The organism is Desulfitibacter sp. BRH_c19 (assembly GCA_001515945.1).
GTDB lineage: Bacteria > Bacillota > DSM-16504 > Desulfitibacterales > Desulfitibacteraceae > Desulfitibacter.
In genome coordinates this window covers 1-20,081 of record LOER01000030.1, presented here as the reverse complement: position 1 = coordinate 20,081, position 20,081 = coordinate 1, and the positions used below count along the sequence as shown (strand labels likewise).

The 20,081-nt window shown below is 35.5% G+C and carries 17 protein-coding genes and 1 pseudogene; 13 read left to right on the top strand and 5 right to left on the bottom strand.

Annotated features, from left to right (window positions below; all coding sequences use genetic code 11):
• The first annotated feature begins 317 nt into the window (after positions 1–317).
• The 4 genes from APF76_01235 (at position 318) to APF76_01220 (ending at position 4,418) form a co-directional block, all read left to right on the top strand.
• Positions 318–1,160 (top strand): tungsten ABC transporter substrate-binding protein, encoded by an 843-nt coding sequence (locus APF76_01235; GenBank protein ID KUO50832.1) that lies wholly within the window; start codon positions 318–320, stop codon positions 1,158–1,160.
• 25 nt (positions 1,161–1,185) lie between these two features.
• Entirely contained in the window at positions 1,186–1,881 is a 696-nt protein-coding gene (locus APF76_01230; protein KUO50831.1) for a tungstate transporter permease, read from the top strand.
• Positions 1,881–2,960: a hypothetical protein gene (locus tag APF76_01225; protein ID KUO50830.1), complete on the top strand. Its 1,080-nt coding sequence runs from the start codon at positions 1,881–1,883 to the stop codon at positions 2,958–2,960. The genes APF76_01230 and APF76_01225 overlap by 1 nt, the downstream gene beginning before the upstream one ends.
• 303 nt (positions 2,961–3,263) lie before the next feature.
• Entirely contained in the window at positions 3,264–4,418 is a 1,155-nt protein-coding gene (locus tag APF76_01220; protein KUO50829.1) for a hypothetical protein, read from the top strand.
• 61 nt (positions 4,419–4,479) lie between these two features.
• On the opposite strand, the gene APF76_01215 is transcribed toward APF76_01220, so the two are convergent.
• Positions 4,480–5,547 carry a hypothetical protein gene (locus APF76_01215; GenBank protein ID KUO50828.1) on the bottom strand — a complete coding sequence of 356 codons (1,068 nt, stop codon included), beginning with the start codon at positions 5,545–5,547 and terminating at the stop codon, positions 4,480–4,482.
• Between the two features lie 190 nt (positions 5,548–5,737).
• On the opposite strand from APF76_01215, the gene APF76_01210 reads away from it, so the two are divergent.
• Both APF76_01210 and garR read left to right on the top strand, forming a co-directional pair.
• Positions 5,738–6,523 (top strand): hydroxypyruvate isomerase, encoded by a 786-nt coding sequence (locus tag APF76_01210; protein ID KUO50827.1) that lies wholly within the window; start codon positions 5,738–5,740, stop codon positions 6,521–6,523.
• 41 nt (positions 6,524–6,564) lie between these two features.
• Positions 6,565–7,452, top strand: a complete 888-nt coding sequence (gene garR / locus APF76_01205) for a 2-hydroxy-3-oxopropionate reductase (protein ID KUO50826.1) — start codon at positions 6,565–6,567, stop codon at positions 7,450–7,452.
• 46 nt (positions 7,453–7,498) lie between these two features.
• Here garR and APF76_01200 read toward each other — a convergent pair whose 3' ends face one another.
• Positions 7,499–8,653: a hypothetical protein gene (locus APF76_01200; GenBank protein ID KUO50825.1), complete on the bottom strand. Its 1,155-nt coding sequence runs from the start codon at positions 8,651–8,653 to the stop codon at positions 7,499–7,501.
• A gap of 213 nt (positions 8,654–8,866) precedes the next feature.
• Positions 8,867–9,628: a hypothetical protein gene (locus APF76_01195; protein KUO50824.1), complete on the bottom strand. Its 762-nt coding sequence runs from the start codon at positions 9,626–9,628 to the stop codon at positions 8,867–8,869.
• A 171-nt stretch (positions 9,629–9,799) separates the two neighbouring features.
• Between APF76_01195 and APF76_01190 the strand changes: the two genes are divergently transcribed.
• The gene (locus APF76_01190) at positions 9,800–10,930 is read left to right on the top strand and encodes a hypothetical protein (GenBank protein ID KUO50823.1); all 1,131 of its coding nucleotides are present in this window, start codon (positions 9,800–9,802) and stop codon (positions 10,928–10,930) included.
• Between the two features lie 93 nt (positions 10,931–11,023).
• A complete protein-coding gene (locus APF76_01185; protein KUO50822.1) occupies positions 11,024–11,701 on the top strand; it encodes a hypothetical protein in 678 nt (225 codons plus the stop codon).
• A 97-nt stretch (positions 11,702–11,798) separates the two neighbouring features.
• On the opposite strand, the gene APF76_01180 is transcribed toward APF76_01185, so the two are convergent.
• Both APF76_01180 and APF76_01175 read right to left on the bottom strand, forming a co-directional pair.
• Positions 11,799–12,746: a pyruvate formate lyase-activating protein gene (locus APF76_01180; protein KUO50821.1), complete on the bottom strand. Its 948-nt coding sequence runs from the start codon at positions 12,744–12,746 to the stop codon at positions 11,799–11,801.
• An 82-nt stretch (positions 12,747–12,828) separates the two neighbouring features.
• Positions 12,829–15,306 (bottom strand): glycyl radical enzyme, encoded by a 2,478-nt coding sequence (locus tag APF76_01175; GenBank protein KUO50820.1) that lies wholly within the window; start codon positions 15,304–15,306, stop codon positions 12,829–12,831.
• A 280-nt stretch (positions 15,307–15,586) separates the two neighbouring features.
• On the opposite strand from APF76_01175, the gene APF76_01170 reads away from it, so the two are divergent.
• The 5 genes and pseudogenes from APF76_01170 (at position 15,587) to APF76_01150 (ending at position 20,081) form a co-directional block, all read left to right on the top strand.
• On the top strand, positions 15,587–16,546 hold the full coding sequence (locus APF76_01170) for an amidohydrolase (GenBank protein KUO50819.1): 960 nt from the start codon (positions 15,587–15,589) through the stop codon (positions 16,544–16,546).
• Positions 16,539–16,820, top strand: coding sequence for an ethanolamine utilization protein EutM (locus APF76_01165; GenBank protein KUO50818.1), 282 nt, complete (start codon positions 16,539–16,541; stop codon positions 16,818–16,820). The genes APF76_01170 and APF76_01165 overlap by 8 nt, the downstream gene beginning before the upstream one ends.
• 34 nt (positions 16,821–16,854) lie before the next feature.
• The gene (locus APF76_01160; GenBank protein KUO50817.1) at positions 16,855–17,142 is read left to right on the top strand and encodes an ethanolamine utilization protein EutM; all 288 of its coding nucleotides are present in this window, start codon (positions 16,855–16,857) and stop codon (positions 17,140–17,142) included.
• Between the two features lie 507 nt (positions 17,143–17,649).
• The gene (locus APF76_01155) at positions 17,650–19,269 is read left to right on the top strand and encodes a choline/carnitine/betaine transporter (GenBank protein KUO50816.1); all 1,620 of its coding nucleotides are present in this window, start codon (positions 17,650–17,652) and stop codon (positions 19,267–19,269) included.
• A 237-nt stretch (positions 19,270–19,506) separates the two neighbouring features.
• A pseudogene (locus APF76_01150) lies at positions 19,507–20,081 on the top strand.

Sequence of the window (20,081 nt, the reverse complement as noted above, 5' to 3'; positions counted from 1 at the left end):
TTTTTATAAAAAAGAAGGAAATTTAAAATCCTTGCCGAATATGTATTATAATGCATAACGGCATTAACTTGCATAACGGTATAAAAAAAAGCATAGAGGTCTCCGAATCGGTCATTCTAAACCATCTGGCACTGGATTACCGATCGTAGGGTAAGTGGGGAAACCTGCTTGCCTCCCATGGTGGAAAGGAGATGAGTTACTTTATTTTGTGTAGGACTCCTTTCATCTAAGAATACTATGAAAGGGGGTTTTTTATTTTTTTGTTATAACCTGATATACACAAGGTAGAAGTTAAATTAATGGAGGTTATATGAAACATGAAAAAATTTGTGATATGTTTATTGATAGTTTTATTAATGGTGTCTATAATAGGCTGTAATCAACAAGCTGAAGAAATAATAGTAGCTACTACAACCAGCACACAGGATAGCGGTCTCTTGGATGTATTAGTTCCTATTTTTGAAAAGAAGTATGGTTATATTGTTAAAACAATTGCAGTAGGAACAGGACAAGCACTAGAAATGGGTAAGATGGGAGAGGCTGACGTTCTACTAACACATGCACCAGCCTCTGAACTGGAGCTGTTAGAAGCAGGAGATATACTTAATTATAAAATGGTTATGCATAATGATTTTGTTATAGTCGGTCCTCAAGATGATCCCGCTGGTGTAAATGAACTCACCACGGCTGCTGAAGCATTCAGAAATATAGCAGAAGAACAGCTTTTGTTCGTTTCAAGAGGTGACGATTCAGGAACTCATAAAAAGGAACTAGCTATCTGGCAAAAAAGTGACGTGGAGCCAGGTGGAGATTGGTATATAGAAACAGGTAGTGGAATGGGGCAAGCCCTTAATGTAGCTTCAGAGAAAGACGGTTATTGTCTAACTGACAGGGGTACTTATCTAGCATTAAAGCATAATATGCATATAGAAATTTTATTTGAGGGAGAACCAGATTTATTAAATATTTATCATGTGGCCCAGGTTAATCCTGATAAATCAGACTTAATTAATCCTGAAGGAGCAGCAGCCTTTGTGGAATTTATGATAGCAGAGGATACACAAGCAATCATTGGTGAATTTGGAGTGGACAAGTTTGGTTCGCCTTTATTTTTCCCAGATGCACATAAAGATCCAAGTGAGTATGGTTTGAATTATTAATATATTGTACAAGGTGGTTTCTTAATTGGAATTAATTTTAGATGGCATAAAAGAAGCAGTTTGGTTGTTCTTGAACCTTGATGTAGAAGTTTTGGGAATAACATTTAGAACGCTCCAGGTTTCAACTATTGCAACACTACTTGCTCTACTGTTTGGTTTACCCATAGGGCTTCTTTTAGCATTATCTAATTTTCCCGGCAGAAGACTTTTAATAAGTTTAGTTAATACAGGAATGGCTCTTCCACCTGTGGCAGTTGGTCTTTGGGTTGCCATATTTATATGGCGTATTGGTCCCCTTGGACATTTGAAACTAATCTACACACCTCAAGCTCTGATAATTGCCCAGTTTGTAATTGCCTTTCCTATGGTTACAGGTTTTACAATTGCTGGAGTTCAGCAGTTAAACCCAAAGTTACATTTACAGATTTGGGCCTTGGGTGCATCAAAGCTTCAGTATCTGTGGGCGATTTTGCGGGAGACACGCCTTCCACTATTAGCAGCAGTTATTGCTGGTTTTGGGGCAGCTATTTCAGAGGTAGGGGCATCCATGATGGTAGGTGGAAATATTCAGGGTTCAACACGAGTTCTCACTACCGCAACCATGCTGGAAGTTGCTAAAGGTAATTTTGGGAAGGCAATAGCATTGACTATTATCCTAATGACGTTAGCATTTTTGGTGACACTAGCCTTAACACTAATACAGCAGCAGGAGAGAAGATAATGACTATACCATTGATTCAAGCAAAGAACTTGATATGGGAAATAAAGGGAAATACCATAATTGATGTTGAAAGCTTTAGGATACACGAGGGAGAGCATGCTGCATTAATTGGTCCTAATGGTTCAGGTAAAAGTAGTTTATTTAAGCTGCTTGCTTATCTTCAAAAGCCTACAAAAGGTGAAATTAATTTTAATGCCCTTAGCCGGAACAAATCATTGATTGATAAAAGAAGAGAAATGGCAGTTGTATTTCAAGAACCCCTTCTCCTAAACATGACAGTTTATGATAATGTTGCTTATGGTTTAAAATTGCGTAAAGTGAAGAATATTAAGGGTGAGGTTGAGAATTGGCTTGAAAGGTTAAAGATTTTACATCTTAAAAGCCGCTATCCCAAAAATCTCTCAGGGGGAGAGGCTCAAAGGGTGAGCATCGCAAGGGCGATGGCATTAAAGCCCAAAATCTTGTTTTTGGATGAGCCTTTTACTGCTTTGGATGCTCCTACTAAAGCACAGCTTTTAGAAGAAATGAATATCCTCATCAAGCAGACAAGCATGACCAGTCTTTTTATAACTCATGAATTTTCTGAAATTCCTTTCTTGGCAGACAAGGTGTATGCCATGTCAAAAGGCAGAATTGTTCAGCAGGGATCCTTGGAGGATATTTTTTATCGTCCTATCAATGAAGAAGTAGCAGATCTAGTGGGGGCAGATAATCAGTATGAAGTGGAGATTGCAGAAAAAGTATCCCAAGACAATTATATAGTGATGGAAAAAAACAGCTTACTTAAGATAAGGGTTAGTATTAAAAACACCATCTTACTTCCAGGACCAAGGGTTAAAGCACTTATCCGGTCAGAAGATGTTGAACTTGGATCTGGTGATGTTAATAGTTTTCAGGGTTATATTAAAAGGATAATGCCCTTTGGATTGCACTATAAGTTAACTTTAGATGCAGGAATTGAAATCAGTTTAATTATAAGCAAACAGCAATTCTTGGAAATTAATCCAAAAACCAAGGATAGAATATCTATTAATATTAAACCAAATAGAATTCACCTTATCGAAAGTAAGGATATGTAGGGTAAAAATTTGCTTTAAATAAGTTGGCATAGCCAGCTAAATCAAATACTCTTAGAGGCAGCATTTATTTGTTGCCTTCTTTTTATACTATCAGAAAATATAACTTCAACAAGGTAGATAGTATTCACAAAGACTAAGGCTTCCACCTACGTCTAAGGACTTGGCGCACTATAGTACTGGTATTTCTACGCATCGGATTCCCAATGCTAGAACTACTGGCGCAAGCCAAGTTTTGTTTTATTTTCAATAAAGACTGTTTATTGCTATAATATCCTTAGAACTTCTTGTTAGGAGAGGGTATATTTGAAGAAGAAAACAGAAACTAATATAAGAGTGTCTGTTGAGCTAGGGATAGACCAATCATTATCAGGTAATAATCTATTTCTATTATTAGAAAATATAATGCTTTATGGCTCCATAAGCAAAGCTGCTTCACACATGGAGGTTTCATATAGATATGCCTGGGGGTTGATTAAGGCTTCTGAAAAATCTATGGGTGTAAAACTACTTGATAAAAAGATAGGTGGACATTCTGGCGGAGGTGCTATTGTCACAGAAGAGGGTAAAGCTCTTCTTTCAAAATACAAGACTTTTAAGAATGAGGTAGATGGTCATTTACAGCAATTTCTTGAGAGCTCTAAAAGTATTGATTTAAGGTCTAATAATACAATGGAAATCCATGAATTTCTTAATAAACATCTGCTACTTGCAAGTACTATTGAGCCAGTTGAAACAGGTCTTTTGGATATTCTTGAGCAAGCTTTCTATAAGTATTCAGGCATTCTTGTAAGGCATATACCTTTAGGAAGTGGACGTGCCTTAGAAATTGCAAAAACTGGGAGAGTTGACATGGTGTTAAGCCACGCACCTGAGCTGGAGGATAGGTTTATCGAGGATGGATGGGGTAAGTCAAAAATACCTGTTATGACTAATAACTATATAGTTGTTGGACCTAAAGATGACCCGGCAGATATTAAAGGACTTAGCCCTAATGCCACCACGGCACAGGTTTTTGAAAGGATCGCACAGTCTAAAAATCTATTCGTCAGTAGAGGAGATAATTCTGGCACACATTTACAGGAGTTAAAAATCTGGAGATGTACAGGAACTGTACTAGAACGAGACTGGTATATCACTTGCCCAGGGGTTGTGGGAAATCTTGGCACATTAAAATATGCAATTGAAAATAATGCATACACACTAATTGATTATGCAACCTATGTTTTTTCTAAACCTGACAAGAATGTTTCCATAGTTTATGGAGCTAGCAACGAAGGAGCACCCCAGGAATTAATAAACCAATTCTCATTAACGATAGTAAACCCTGATAAGGTTCCAGGGGTCGCTTGTAAAGAAGCCATGGTCTTTAGTAATTGGCTTCGTACTGCAGAATGTAAGGAAATAATTAAAAGCTTTAGCTGTTTGGATCATGGAAGGCCAATATTTGAAGTAGAATAAGGCAGCTTATTTTTGCAGCCGGCACGTCTTATAATTAGCATTTTTATAACCCCTCAAAACACTACCTGACTTCAATAAGTTTATAATTTTTGCTGCCAAGACCAATTTTCTCTGCATAGTCAAGCTGAACGTTGTAATCATTGTTTGGCCATAGTTTATGGAGCAGATCTTCATTGGCACTTTTAGTTAACATGTCTATTGAGGCTTTATCTATAGCAACAGGATCATAGGATGCCAAGATTCCAATATCATTGGATATCTTATCCTGAGCTTTATCCATACAGTCACATTCCTTAGTTATATGAATTAAGAAATTAAAATAGCAAATTTTGTTTTCTTTGTTAGATACAGCACCTAAAGCATATTCAGCCATTTTCTCCTGTAGTGGTTTTGAAGCATTTCCAAAGCTATGACCAATGGCGTCATGACGGCATGTGGCTATACATTCAGCACATCCATAGCAACTTTCTACATCTATCCTAGCTACACCATCGTATACTTCAATGGCATTCTTAGGGCACCACTGTGTGCAGATACTGCAGCCTGTGCATTTTTCTGGATTTACCTTTGGCTTAACATCAGCATGCTGGACTTGTTTACCGCTCCTAGGAGCGGTCCCCATAGCAAGGTTTTTAATGGCGGCACCAAAACCACTCAAAATGTGGCCTGTTAGGTGGCTCAATACTACCATAGAATTACTATGTAGAATATCATTTGCTATTTTAACAGATTCAAAATGGTTACCAGGAATTTTGACTTCAGAGTAATTCTTGGAAAGAAGTCCATCTGAGATAATAATTGGTATACCAAGGTTTTCTATACAAAATCCATGCATATATGCCTGCATAAGGTGGTCTATCGTATTATCTCTTTGGCCTTTATAGAGGGTATTTGTATCAGTCAAAAAGGGTTTACAGCCAGTTTCCTTGAGTAAATCAATATAGGGTTTTAGCCAATCAGGTTTAATATGTCCTGTATTATTTTTTTCTCCGAAATGTATTTTTAGAGCAGTAAAATCATCCACAGAAAATATCTCATGAAACCTAGCTTCCTTATGTAGTTTAATTATCAAATCAGACATTATTTCATTATTAGCTTCCTGAATAGGAGCATACCATACTTTATTCATAGCTACCTCCAACAAGTTTTTTTATTTATTTCTACTTTTACAAGTATAACTTATAATTAGAATTTTTTCCAAAACAACTACTTTGTTTCGCTGGAAATAATTGAATATAACTAGTAATACTGTAGAATATACATAAGTAATGCTTTTCGTATGATTTGTGTTAATAAAATTTTCAAAAAGGAGGAATACAATGCTTAGATTTACTGCAAACTTAACTTTTTTGTTTACAGAATTACCTTTTATGGAGCGTTTTGGGGCAGCTCGAAAGGCAGGATTTAATTATGTAGAATTTATGTTTCCATATGATTTTAATCTAGATGAAATTGAGAAACAGCTTAAACAACATAGCCTAAAGCTAGTACTGTTTAATTTGTCTGCGGGAAACTGGGAGGAAGGTGATCGAGGAATAGCATTTAACCCAGAACGAAAAAGTGAATTTAGGGGCGGAGTTGAGAAGGGTATTGCGGCTGCTCAAAAGTTTGGTGTCAATAGAGTAAATTGTTTAGTAGGAAAGGTAGATGAGCAAAGCTCCAATAGTAGTATCTGGGAAAACTTGGTTGAAAATATTTGCTATGCAGCTGATGAGTTTGCTAAATATGATATAAATTTAATGGTTGAACCTATCAATCACTATGATATTCCTGGGTTTTATCTCAATACGACTGATGCAGTATTGAAACTAATTTCAGAGGTTAACCGCCCTAATGTTTATCTTCAATATGATATTTATCACGCTGAACGTGAAACTGAAAATCACAAGAGTATTCTAAATAATTACTTTGATAAAATAGGTCATATACAAATTGCAGATAACCCAGGTAGACATCAACCAGGCACAGGTGATATTGATTTTACGTTCTTATTCGATGAAATAGAAAGGCTAGGATACAATGGATATATAGGTCTGGAGTATAAACCAGAGCCCAATACATTTGAATCATTAGGATGGGTTAAGGAGTACGGGTACAAGCTTTAAATTTATAGATGCAAAAAATAATAAGGAGGGTAAAACCTAGTATGAAAAAAGTTGGTTTTATAGGGTTGGGCATTATGGGCAAGCCAATGAGTTTAAACCTATTAAAGGCAGGATATGAGCTTGTTGTCTACGATATTTTTCCTAAACCAATAGAGGAACTTGTTAAAGCAGGAGCAGAGGCTGGCTCTTCGCCTAAAGAAGTTGCATCACGGACAGATGTTATTATAACAATGCTACCGAATTCTCCCGAAGTTAAAGAAGTTATTCTTGGGGAAAGTGGAGTTATTGAAGGGGCAAAAAATGGCTCTATTGTTATAGATATGAGTTCAATTGCACCATTAGTAAGTAGAGAGATAGAGCAAGCGTTGGCAAAGAAACAAGTACGAATGTTAGATGCTCCAGTAAGCGGAGGAGAGCCAAAAGCTATTGATGGTACGCTATCAATTATGGTTGGTGGATTACAATCTGATTTTGATGAGTGTTTGCCAATTTTAAAGGAAGTAGGTGCATCTGCAGTATTATGTGGTGATATAGGAGCAGGTAATGTGACAAAGCTTGCTAACCAGATTATAGTTGCAGGAAATATAGCTGCTATGAGTGAAGCGCTTGTGCTTGCAACTAAGTCAGGAGTAGACCCAGACAAGGTGTATCAAGCCATTAGGGGAGGTTTGGCAGGCAGTACAGTCTTAGATGCTAAGGCTCCGCTAGTAATGGATCGGAAGTTTGATCCTGGTTTTAAGATTAAGCTACATATAAAGGATCTTGGTAATGTTCTTGATACGGGACATGAGATTGGTGTTCCGTTGCCTTTGACGGCCTCCATAATGGAGATGCTGCAGGCATTGAAAACAGATGGGTTAGGAGAAGCTGACCATGGGGCATTAATCAGGTATTTTGAAAGGCTTTCAAATATAGAAGTTAAACGATAATGGTCAAATCTAGTATTACTGACCAGGTTGTTAATGCAACCTGGTTTTATAATTGATCTAATATGGGGAATTTTACCATGATATTTGTTTTGCCAGGGATTGAATCTATTTCTATAATGGCATTGTGTCTGCGGGCAATACTATAGCAAATTGACAGTCCAAGACCAGTACCCTTATCCTTTGTAGTAAAGAATGGATTACCCAGATTATCTAAGGCTTCCTTTGAAAAACCTGGACCTTCATCGATAATACTAAGAACTACATAACTATTTTCAGCATATGTATTTACAGTTAAAGTGCCTCCTTTATTCATAGCCTCTAAACCGTTTCTTACAAGATTTAATACTAATTGACGAACTTCGCTCTGATCCAAGAGGATATTAGGTACATCAAGTAACTTGGAATTAATATCTTTACCATCCTGTGTGGAATTAGCATATAACAAGGGTAAAAGGTTTTCAATAATGTTTTTTAAATTACCCTTGGAGGATGGTTTGTTCTTATTACCAGCAAAGGATAGGAATTCACTAATAATTAAGTTAGCTCTATCGATTTCATCTATCATAATTTTAAAATAGTCCATATAAGGGGAACAATCTTCCTTTTTTTGTAAAAGTTGCAAAAAACCCCTCACAGTCGTTAACGGGTTTCGAACCTCATGGGCGATACTGGCAGCCATTTTACCAACTATACTTAGCCGATCTAAATGTTCCATTTCTTGATTAAATTTGTTTTTCCCTGTTATATCAACAATTTCTTGTAAAACATAGATATTCCCATTAATATCTATGTTTTCAACGGTTAGTATGCCTTTTTTTATTTCACCTGCTTTCGTTTGAAATGTTACCCATTTATTGCCTGTTTTCCCGTCATCTGACACACTTTGTGTGTGACTATCTTCTTTTACTATACAAAAATTCTTTTGAATATCAGACATTTTCAAGAATTCATCCCGAGTATAACCTGTTGAATTAATAGCGGCTTTATTTACGTCAATAAGCTTACCATCTATATTGGATATGAATAGCAAGTTAGGATTATTGTGAAAAGTCTTAGAGAAAAGAGCCTTTGAGAGAATAAGGTTTTCTTGATTGCTTTGTTTATCTAATTGTGGTTCACTCATGCCTTTAGATTTTTGTATTTTTATTGAGCATGATTTCCTTTGTAGACCTAATGAACTATACCACTTTACAGTTGGCATTAAGTTACACCACCTCAGAAATATTCATTTAAAAATTTCCACTTTATTGGTAACAATTCCTTCAGAGTATTTGTCGAATTATGGAAGATATACATATTGATTCTCACTTCAAGTATATAAAAAGCAATAATAAGTTAATATCACCCAAATGTATGATATTTGGTAACTTTTGTTCACATGAAAAGAAGGCTGTAATAAACAGCCTTTAGCATTTTAATTAAAAGTTTTTCTTATTACTTGATTTTCTTCTCCTAGTGGTCCTAGAAATTGTCCATTATATGTAACATCCACAGCAGCTGCATTACCGAAGAGTATGTTTATTTCACTATTAGCTTCAAATATGAGATCTTCTCCTTTGGGAACAAGACGATACATTACCACTTCTTCATCTACTTGGACTTCCAACCAACAGTCACTTCTAGCAACTAGAACTTTGAGTTCTATACTATCTGCTTCTGGCTCTACTACTTCAGGCTCTATTGCTTCTGGAGTTTCTTCCTTAGTAGTTTCTATAGTACCCAAATCATGATTATCAATAGGAGATGTTTGCTGTTCTTCTAAAGCAACTATGGGGGGACTAGGATCTGGTACTTGTTCTTTTTGAAAACCAACAAAGAAGATAAGAATTAAAACAACTAAAAGTCCAGCTATAGCTATTTTTTTTCTCGAAATTGGATTTGTGGATCCACGTCCTGGTGGTTTAGTGTATGTTTCTTTAATATATTCCTTTGCGGTATTTGCATCCATCCAAATGGTGTTAAATTCTACTAGCAGTTTGGAATAGTTTAGCCCAAGATAAGAGCCATAGGTTTTTATGACTTCTTCTATAAAGGCTTTATCAGGTAGGTTAACAAATCTCTCTTCCTCTAATGCTAATAGGTATTTACTATTGATACTTGTTGCATTTTCAACTTGTATAATAGATAATCCTTTTTTCTCCCTTGCTTTTATAAACTTCTCACCTAGACCTGCCATTTATATTCCTCCTCATAAAAGCTGTACTAGTTTTTATTTTCTATATATTCTAGATAATTCCTGCAAAATTTGGCAATTTGAGAAATAAAAGGTTGAAATATGAAGGAAAACATTACATTATGTGGAATATTCAAAATTAACAACAAGCTAATAAGTGGAGGGTATACTTTTATGAATAAAAATGAATTAGTATCAAGGGTGTCCGCAGAATCAGAAATTCCTATTAAAAAATCACAGTTAGTTGTTTCGTCCATATTTGATAATATTGAAGAAACATTAGCAAATGGAGACAAGGTACGTGTTTTGGGGTTTGGTTCTTTTGAAGCTAAAGAGAGAGCAGCTAGAGTAGGAAGAAATCCTAGAACTGGTGAGATATTGGAAATATCATCTACTACAGTTCCGGTTTTTAGACCAGGAAAAAAGCTGAAGGCATCTATTATGAAATACCAACGGAGAAAATCTGGTCTTCCAAAAATTGTAGCTGTTACAAGCGGTAAAGGTGGAGTTGGCAAAACAAATTATGTAATTAATACAGCAATTGCCTTTGCCCAACAAGGATTAAAGACATACATTATTGATGCGGATCTTGGTACTGCTAATGTTGATGTTTTATTAGGAATAAAAGCAAAATATACCATTGAGCACTTAGTGAATAAAACTAATACTAATATAATGGACGTGGTAGTTGATGGTCCAGGGGGTATTAAAATAATTGCAGGGGGATCGGGAATCCAATCTCTGACCGAACTATCTGAATCTGAACTCAATAGGGTTTTTGATTTATTTGAACCTTTAGAGAACGATGCAGATGTAATTATTATTGATACGGGTTCTGGTATATCTCGTAATGTAATTAACTTTCTGCTTCCCGCAGATGAAATTGTAGTAGTAGTAACTCCTGAGCCTAGTTCAATTACTGATGCATACGCACTTATTAAGGTATTAAATGAAAAGAAAGTTAAGAAGCCGGTAAAAATGGTTTTTAATATGGTGGATGACCTAGAAGAGGCAAGAAACGTAGCTAAGAGGATGTTAGAAGTTATAGGGCGCTTTCTTGAAATTAAACCATACCCATTAGGATATATTTTGAGAGATAATAATGTAAATAAAGCAGTAAAAATAATGGAACCATTTATTCTTGCTTTCCCAGGATCTCCTGCATCAAAAAACTTATATGCCATCTCAGAAAAATTAAATCCTAAAGTCCATAATTTAAAGGATGGTTCAACTAAAAGCTTTATTGACGAAGAAGACAAACCACTGGGATTTGTGGCAAAGCTTAAACAATTTTTCCGTAAATAATACATAGCAATTCAAACTAATTTTATATATGGAACTTAATAGCAAACTAATCGTCTATATGGATAAATACAAAATTTTATAGGAGTGAGTTTTATGGCTAAAAGGACTATATTAGTAGTTGCTATTTTTATGCTAATATTATTTGCTGTAGGCTGTAATGCAAATAAGCAGGAGGAAAAAGAACCTAAGATGGGAAAGATAGATTATGAAATAGTTATTACTGATGCAATTCCAAAGGAATTAGAACAATGGTATGAGGAGAATTATCAAGTTGAGGGTCTTCATCAACATGAAATCGGAGAGAACAGATATTTATTATTATCTGCGGGAGAAAAGCCTACAGGTGGTTATAGTATTGAAAATTTAGAGTTATTAGGCTATGAAAATGAGATTGAGCTCAAGGCAGAGCTTAACCAACCATCTGGAGACAGTATAGTTACCCAAGTACTAACCTACCCACACATTCTTGTAAAAATTGAAAGGGATAATAGGCAGTTAAGGTATGGTGGAATTACAGAGACTATAAATCATCAAGCTTCAGAAATTTTACAGGACTCTGGGACTTATATAGGGCAAATCGATAATAATTCAATTGAAGTAAGAATTAGTGGGGTTCAGCCTGATGATTTTGCAATAAAAGTTTTTCGTATTAGTGAAGAAGCAAGAGAAGAATTTAGTACCTTTTCTGATGGTGATGAAGTTCTAATAAGCTATTATCTTGATGAAAATCAACAACCTATAATGACAAGTATCAAAAGTATCTCAAATTAAGGCTCAGATTAAAATGATTTTCTATAATTCAATCCCCAATAAGTAGAAACTATTCACTACCTACTCATTGGGGATTATTAATTCTAACCATTAGGCATTAACTTAGCTTATCTGTAAAGAAAAATTGGTTTTTCACAAGGGTTATTAATGTTTGCATTTTATTATCATCCAATTTTACATTTCCCATCACATATTTTCTACCCATATATTCATATTTTGGTTGGCCTAATCGGTGATAGGGTAGCAACTCATATTGTACATTTGCTAATCCATCTATGAAGTTAATAATTTCTATTATGTCCTCGTTAGTATCATTAAAGCCTGGAACTATTGCTGTTCTTACAATCTTTACAATGTTTGGAAAGGCTTCACACATTTTCTTAAAGTTGTCTAATACTTTTTCATTAGATACTCCAGTAAATTTTTTGTGTTTACCTGAATCAATACACTTTATGTCATACAAAATAGTATCCAGGTATTGGCATAAAGTTTCAAGATTTGTCCAATTTGTGTAACCTGTGGTTTCGATTGCGGTATTAATTCTTCTTTTTTTTGCTTCTTTTAAAAGCTCTAGAGCAAAATTCATTTGAAAAAATGGCTCCCCGCCACTAAGAGTAATTCCACCCTCAGATCTCGAATAGAATACACTATCAGCTTCTACAGCGTCAATTACTTCTTTTACACTCATTAGTTTTCCATATGGAGTTAACGCATTAGAGGGACAGACCTCTGAACATTTTAAACAATTATCACAGACCTGCCAGCTAATCTTGATTTTGTTATCCTCCTCATTTCTTTCTATGGCACTCACAGGACACACTTTAAGGCAATAGCCACATTCATCTATACCTATACATTTATTATTGTTGTATGCTAGGGTAGGAGTCAATTGGTGAGATTCGGGATTACTGCACCATTGGCAGCGTAATGGACAACCCTTTAAAAAGACAATTGTTCTAATACCTGGTCCATCATGAACCGAATAATGCTGAATATTAAAGACATAACCATACTTTTTTGTATCAAAATTCGTTACAGGATTCATAAATAGCTAGCCTCCAAGTAATAAGTGAGGTAAGTCCTGTAAAGTTTGCAGGACTTATCTTAGTTTCATATTATACTATTTGTCATAGTGAACTATGTTCAGTTCTAGCTATAATGTCACTTTGGAGATCTGGAGATAAATCAACAAAGTACGCACTATATCCTGCAACCCTTACTAATAAACCACGATATTTGTCAGGGTCCTTTTGTGCTGAAAGTAATGTTTCCCTATTTATTATATTAAACTGCAGATGCCACAGTTTTAGATCTGCCCAGGTCTTGATAAAAGACACAAGCTTTTTAGTTCCCAAGTCACCAGCAACAGTCGCAGGGCTTAATTTAATATTAAGTAGTCTTGCTGCTCTTTCTCTATAATCATAGTTTTTGGTATTGAAGTTTGACAATAATATAGCTGTTGGCCCCTTAGCATCAGCACCATGGGATGCGGATGAACCGTCAGCAAGTGGTGTGAATGCTTTTCTACCATTTGGAGTAGCACTTACTGCTTTACCAAACGGAACATGTGATGTAAATGGAACTAGCCTTAAATCTAGGTGTACTCCCAGTTCCTTAGAATATTTACTGGTGAATTTGACGGCTTCTCTATCAATGGCCTTGCCGATTGTATCTGCATACACATCGTTATTTCCATACTTAGGTGCATTTATCAGCATCTGTCTAATCGCTTCTTTACCTTCAAAGTTATTTTCAAGGGTGTCAATAAGTTCTCCCATGGTTAATCTTTTCTCTTCGAAAACAAGCTTTTTAATTGCTGCTAAAGAGTCTATTACGGTACCATAACCTATTAATTCAAAGTATCCTAAATCAATTCCACCTTCAATCTTAGGATAGTGGAGGTCCTTACAATTCTTCATACACAGGTCATGTAGTGATGATAAAAGGGGTGCTGCAAAATGTCTAGATCTTAGATTAATAATGATGTGTTGCTGAATAAAAGCATGCTTGATAAAGTTAGTTTGCTGTGCAACATAAGCGTTCCAAAATTCTTCCCAGGTCTTAAAGCATTGTGGATCTCCAGTTTCAAGGCCAATTACCTCATCACCAGTAGCCTTAGTCTTACCGTTATATAATGTCATTTCAACAGCTGAAGCAAAGTTGATGTAAGCACAACCACTTGTATAAGTATCCCTGTTTGGCATTCTAACTTCAGAACATCCTGATATTGCATGATCATAAGCTTCTTCAAAGGTTGCACCTTTTGCTAGTAATAGAGGTATTGTTTCTTCATCATTAATTAGCTTTGGAAATCCTGAGCCTTCTTTAATAGTTTCTGCTACTTCGTAAATATATCTTTCTGGTGAACGGGCATGAATTCTTGCTGCTAAATCAGGATAATTTAATGGAAATTCTTTCTTGGACTCTAAGAATAAATATGTTAGCTCATTAGTAGCATCTCTTCCATCTGGCGTTTGGCCACCAATTGTTACCGCTTCCCAATGTGCATAACCTTCATTTATTGCTCCACCAGCTGGTGAGATATATAGGTCAATAAATTGGGCCATTGCCACCCACATACATTCCAATAATTCTACAATTTCTTTATCGGTAATCCGACCTTCTTCAATATCCTTTTGGTAATAGGGATAGAAGTACTGATCCATTCTACCATTAGAAATAATAGTACCGGTTTTTTGCTCAATACGTGAAAACATCTGGGTAAACCATTGTGCTTGAATAGCTTCACGGAAGTTTCTTGCAGGGTTTTCAGGAACCCATGCACATATTTGAGCAATTTCTTCAAGCTCTTGCTTTCTCTTGGCATCAACTTCTATAGTAGCCATTTCAGCCGCTAATTGAGAGTGTCTTTTTGCCCAAACTACAATAGCATCGCATAAAATAACTATTGATTCTAAATAAGGACCTTTTTCTACATTATCAACAGGACTAAGGCCATCAAGTACTTCCATTTGTTTTAATGCATCTTCCTTAAGTCCTTTGAAGCCTTTTTTGAGTACCTTCTCAAAATCAGCTACCCACTGAAGCGAGGATCTAAAGGATGCAGTTTCATTTACTATAAACCTTGACTTTAATACATCTTTTGGATCATATGTAAGCTTTAAAGTCTCTTCTGGTAAAGCTTTTGCCAAGGCTTCATGGAAGGTTTTCCCCTTCCAGTAGGGTGAGATTTCCTCAATAACTACTTTTGCATCTTCTGCTGAGATATTAAAGGGTGATTGAATTCTTTCTGGCAATTGTTCAATAGCTAAATCAAGAAAATCCCCATCTAATTCGGGATATAAAATTCCATATCTTCCTTGGTTTCCAGATCTACCAACAAGTAATTGATGGTCATCGATATAAACAGTAATATTTTCTGCAATATGCTTTAAAGCTTTTGCCCATCTCAGAATAAGTGGTTGACCTTCTGTTTGTTTGAAGGATTCAGTAAAATACTTTGATCTTTCAATATCAATTATTGGTTTCTTGTTTTTAAAAGAGTTTAATATTTCGTAAACCCTTTCTCTACCGTGATAGTTCTGCTTTCCATGGAGCTCTTCTTGTATCTTTTGCTCATGTGGAGATAATGTACAACATTCCATAATTATTTGTCCTCCTTCATTTAGTAAGTAATTAGACCTAAAACTAGTATTTTATTTAACACTTTTATGAGGAAATACTGTTTTGATTTCCTAGGTATATTACTAGCAAAAATGATACCAAAGCTAATAAAAAATTGCCTTACTCGGCTACTTTTTTGTGTAGATATACTTGTAAATGGCTTTAGTATGTTTGGCATAGGTTTTGCAAATAGATGTTAAGAAGAGAATGCTTGGCCTTAATATTTCTATAATGTTTATGGTCACATAAGGAGGAAAGAATGTGAAAATAATTGATTTTAGGTTTAGGCCTAATACTCCTGAAACAGTTTCGGGGATAGCAAGTAGTAAAATGTTTAAGGGACTGTGTGCTAGCATCAATTTTGCAGAAAAAATGAAGGGACAACCCTTAGAGGAAGTTGTTAATGATTTAGAAACGTATGGTGTAGATCTTGCAGTAATAACAGGTAGAGATTGTGAAACTACTTATCATGCAAAGCCAAACAACGATAGTGTAATTGAATTTGTAAATAAATACCCTAATAAGTTCATTGGATTTCTTGGTCTTGATCCTCATAAGGGCATGAAAGCAATTGAACAGCTTAAGCATGCAGCAAATGTTTTTGGTTTAAAAGGAGCTGCTATTGATCCATATCTAGCTCAGATTTATGTTCATGATGCTAAATATTACCCCATATATTCAAAATGTTGTGAATTAGATATACCTATAGTTATTACTACCGGACCTGCAACATTAGTACCCAATGCAATAATAGACCATGTAGCACCAAGATACATTGATTTTGTTGCAAAGGATTTTCCGGAATTGAGAATAGTTGTAAGTCATGGAGGTTATCCATGGGTTAATGAAATGATAACTATTGCTCAACGTAATGCCAATGTTTACGTTGAATTATCTGAGTATGAGCATTTTCCACAATCCGAAGCTTATATAGAAGCTGCTAACACAATTATCAGCGATAAGGTGTTGTATGCAAGTGCCCATCCATTTGTTAATTTTAAGGATGCACTAAAGATGTATGAAAATCTTCCATTTACTGATGAGGTACGCAAAAAGGTTATGTATAAAAATGCTGCAACAGTACTAAAGCTAGAGGACAGATTTAGTGATGATGTAGAACCTACTTCTAAGAGTTTGGAAAAGATGATTATTGAAAGTGTTCTTAAAGAACTAGCTAAAAGAGGTATAAAGGAGTATAAGGAGGTTAGGTTTGATGAATAACGCTTTAGGTCTGATTGAAACCAAAGGGCTGATAGGAGCCATTGAAGCATCCGATGCAATGGTAAAGGCTGCTAATGTAGAACTTATGGGAAAGGTGCTCGTAGGTGGGGGATTAGTAACAGTAATGGTAAGGGGAGATGTAGGAGCAGTAAAAGCTGCAACTGACGCAGGTGCAGCAGCTGCCAAACGTGTCGGGGAATTGATATCTGTTCATGTAATACCTAGACCACACGATGATGTAGAAATGATACTTCCAAAGGTTAACGAAGAATAATACTAGAATATAAAATTTCAGGGAGGTTTTATCAATGCAACAAGAGGCATTAGGGATGATAGAAACCAAAGGTTTAATAGGAGCTATTGAGGCGGCTGACGCCATGGTAAAGGCTGCGAATGTGCAATTAATGGGTAAAGAGCTTGTAGGTGGGGGATTAGTAACAGTAACTGTAAGAGGAGATGTTGGAGCAGTTAAAGCTGCAACAGATGCAGGAGCAGCAGCTGCCCAGCGTGTGGGAGAACTTATTTCTGTACACGTAATTCCAAGACCCCATGCAGACGTGGAAATGATTCTTCCATCTAATAGAAATAAATCTTAAGAAAATTATGTAAACCTGCCTACTTTTTGAAGGTAGGTTTAATGTGTGTGAGGGGGAGTAATCGTCTAAATACAATTCATTTTTGAAAATTGTTAATTCATTATTAAAAAAATTATTTTAAATAATCCTTGAAAGGTCAAATTGAACTATTTTTTTGATGTATAAATACAATTAATAAAGAATAATTCATTTTTAAAAATCCAGTTTGCTATTTAGGCCTAGTAATTTATCACAGTTTATCATTATTCAGAAGTTTAAAAGAATTTAAAGTCTTGAAAACGCAAAGTATTGGCAAAAATTGTTTTTTATTAAATAAAACTGGCATGCATATTGCTTAAATATAAATTGACAAGCTTGTTGCCTTATTCATAATGCGAAAAAATACAGAACAATATGATTAATAGTGGGAGGTGGTTATTATAGGATATAAAAATTATTAAGTCATAAATGATATTTAGAAATTCCAGAATAGTCGCACTATAAAAACTACTATTAAGGAGGTCAATAATGGACAATTCTAAAAACCTTAAGCCAGAAATTGCTAAGATAAATCCAACAGTATTTTGGGGAAGTGTAATAGTATGTTTGATCTTTTATGTACCAATGGCCATATTTCAAACAGAAGCACAGTCTATAGTAAATAAACTGATGTCAGGTATTACTCATAATCTTGATTGGATGTGGTTAATGACATGTACTGCAGCTTTTATTTTCATTGTGTGGTTAGCTATTAGCCGCTATGGGAATGTAAAACTAGGCGGCACAGATGATAAACCTGAATTTTCAATGTTTACTTGGTTGGCTATGTTGTTTTTTGGTGGGGTAGGTTCTTCACTTGTTTACTGGGCTTGCCTTGAACCCATCTGGTATCTTTGGTATCCACCATTTGGGCTAGAAGCTTTTTCTGCAGAAGCTGCCGGATGGTCCTTAGCATATGGAATATTTCACTGGGGATTTACTCCATATGCACTTTATACATTAGCTGCGATAGCATTTTCATACTCATATCATGTAAGAAAAAAACCATATCTCTATCCCAGTTATGCTTGCAGGGCTGTTTTAGGAAAAGCTGTTGATGGCTGGGTAGGCAAAGCAATAGATATTTTTGTTGTAGTTGGTTTGGTTGGAGGCGTTGGAACTGCTCTAGGTGTTAATATCCCAATGTATTCAGCAATTGCTGCCGACTACTTGAATGTCACGGACACTATGAGTCTCAAAATAATTTTTGCAGTAGGTCTTACTAGTATATTCGGATATAGTGCTTATAGGGGCCTATATGGAGGGATAGCTAAATTATCTGAGATATGTGCAAAAGGCATTTTCTTGCTTATTGTTTATGTTTTATTGGTAGGACCCACATTCTTTAGTCTATCATTATTTACAGAAAACCTTGGAAATTTATTTAATAACGTATTTAAAATGAATCTGTATACAGATCCCATTGCTAAGTCAGGCTTCCCACAGGATTGGACAGTTTTTTACTGGGCATGGTGGATTGCTTGGGCTATTTATATGGGGCTGTTTATTGCAAGGGTTTCTAAAGGTCGTACTATTAGGCAGGTGATTTCAGCAGTAATGCTAGTAGGAACTGCAGCATGTTCAATTTTTTACTTAACTTTTGGATCATATATAGTTGACTTAACTCTTAATAAAGGTGTTGCTATGAACGAGATTTTGTCGGAGATGGGAGGACCAGCTGTGGTGGTTGAAGTACTTAATAGGCTACCATTATCGGTTGTTGTAATACCAGTCTTTTTAGTATTAATGTTAATTTTCCAGGCTACTAGTTTTGACTCTAATGCCTATACAATGGCTATGATAGGATGTTACAGAATTCAAGGCAAGCAGGAACCACCAAAGTGGTCAAGATTTTTCTGGGCAGGAATGCTTTTATTTGTTGCTGTGGCATTGATGCTTGTAGGTGGATTACAGGTTGTACAGTTGTCTTCTGTCTTAACTAGTGTTCCGGTACTTTTCATACTAATAATTCTGGCAATCTCATTAGTAAAGTCGCTTAAGGAAGATTTTGGGGGAACTCCAGAAGATAAAATGTTGGTATTAGATTACAAGGTAGAAGATGATGAACCAATAGTAGCTTATGATGAAAATACTAGTATAAAATCTTAAATTTCCTGTAAATGGTTTGACTCTAGCCTCAAGAAGTACTTTCCACCTTACGTTCAATAGTTGAGGATGCTGAAAAAGAATATACAGAAAAGAAAAAGAAGTAGATTGAACTATTATAATAAAGGGGCATCCCTCCTAGACTAGAAGTAGGAGGGTGCCCTCAAAATCAAAATAAAGCTGCTATTTGATTTTAGCTGGATATTCTATAAGGATTGCTTACAGAAGGGAATGAATAATTTGAGGAGACTTGATTCCGTTTTTAGAGTACTTTCTAGAAATGATTTATATAAAGTTCATGAATCATCAATTAGAATTCTTGAAGAAACTGGCGTTATATTTCAATCAGAAGAAGTTTTGAAAATCTTTAAGAAACATGGTGCAAAAGTTGAAGGCGAAACTGTATATATTCCTACCAAAATGGTGGAAGATTCCTTAGCATCTTGTCCAAAAAGCTACACATGGTTAGCAAGAAATAAAAAACGAAGCGTTCGTGTTGGTTCAGGACAAGATGAATTGGTTATATCCCCAAGCCAGGGTCCAGTTTATGTACAGGATATAGATGCTGGAAGAAGAAAAGGGACAATGCATGATTACATTAATTTACTAAGGCTGTGCCAAGAAAGTAGTGTTGTAAATAGTGTAGGAGCAATTCCAGTTGAGCCTAATGATATTGATGAAAAAGAAAAATACCTTAAGATGACCTATGAGTTGCTAAAAAATACAGATAAACCCATGATTGGGATGATATTAACTGAAAAGGAACAGCGTAATGTATTTGATATGATTGAAATAGCAGTAGGACAAAAAGGCTT

Coding starts and splice junctions, on each gene's coding strand:
- APF76_01200 (KUO50825.1), bottom strand. CDS start 8,653: ATGCCAACTGTAAAGTGGTATAGTTCATTAGGTCTACAAAGGAAATCA.
- APF76_01165 (KUO50818.1), top strand. CDS start 16,539: ATGAATAACGCTTTAGGTCTGATTGAAACCAAAGGGCTGATAGGAGCC.
- garR (KUO50826.1), top strand. CDS start 6,565: ATGAAAAAAGTTGGTTTTATAGGGTTGGGCATTATGGGCAAGCCAATG.
- APF76_01235 (KUO50832.1), top strand. CDS start 318: ATGAAAAAATTTGTGATATGTTTATTGATAGTTTTATTAATGGTGTCT.
- APF76_01180 (KUO50821.1), bottom strand. CDS start 12,746: ATGAATCCTGTAACGAATTTTGATACAAAAAAGTATGGTTATGTCTTT.
- APF76_01185 (KUO50822.1), top strand. CDS start 11,024: ATGGCTAAAAGGACTATATTAGTAGTTGCTATTTTTATGCTAATATTA.
- APF76_01160 (KUO50817.1), top strand. CDS start 16,855: ATGCAACAAGAGGCATTAGGGATGATAGAAACCAAAGGTTTAATAGGA.
- APF76_01175 (KUO50820.1), bottom strand. CDS start 15,306: ATGGAATGTTGTACATTATCTCCACATGAGCAAAAGATACAAGAAGAG.
- APF76_01215 (KUO50828.1), bottom strand. CDS start 5,547: ATGAATAAAGTATGGTATGCTCCTATTCAGGAAGCTAATAATGAAATA.
- APF76_01190 (KUO50823.1), top strand. CDS start 9,800: ATGAATAAAAATGAATTAGTATCAAGGGTGTCCGCAGAATCAGAAATT.
- APF76_01195 (KUO50824.1), bottom strand. CDS start 9,628: ATGGCAGGTCTAGGTGAGAAGTTTATAAAAGCAAGGGAGAAAAAAGGA.
- APF76_01225 (KUO50830.1), top strand. CDS start 1,881: ATGACTATACCATTGATTCAAGCAAAGAACTTGATATGGGAAATAAAG.
- APF76_01210 (KUO50827.1), top strand. CDS start 5,738: ATGCTTAGATTTACTGCAAACTTAACTTTTTTGTTTACAGAATTACCT.
- APF76_01155 (KUO50816.1), top strand. CDS start 17,650: ATGGACAATTCTAAAAACCTTAAGCCAGAAATTGCTAAGATAAATCCA.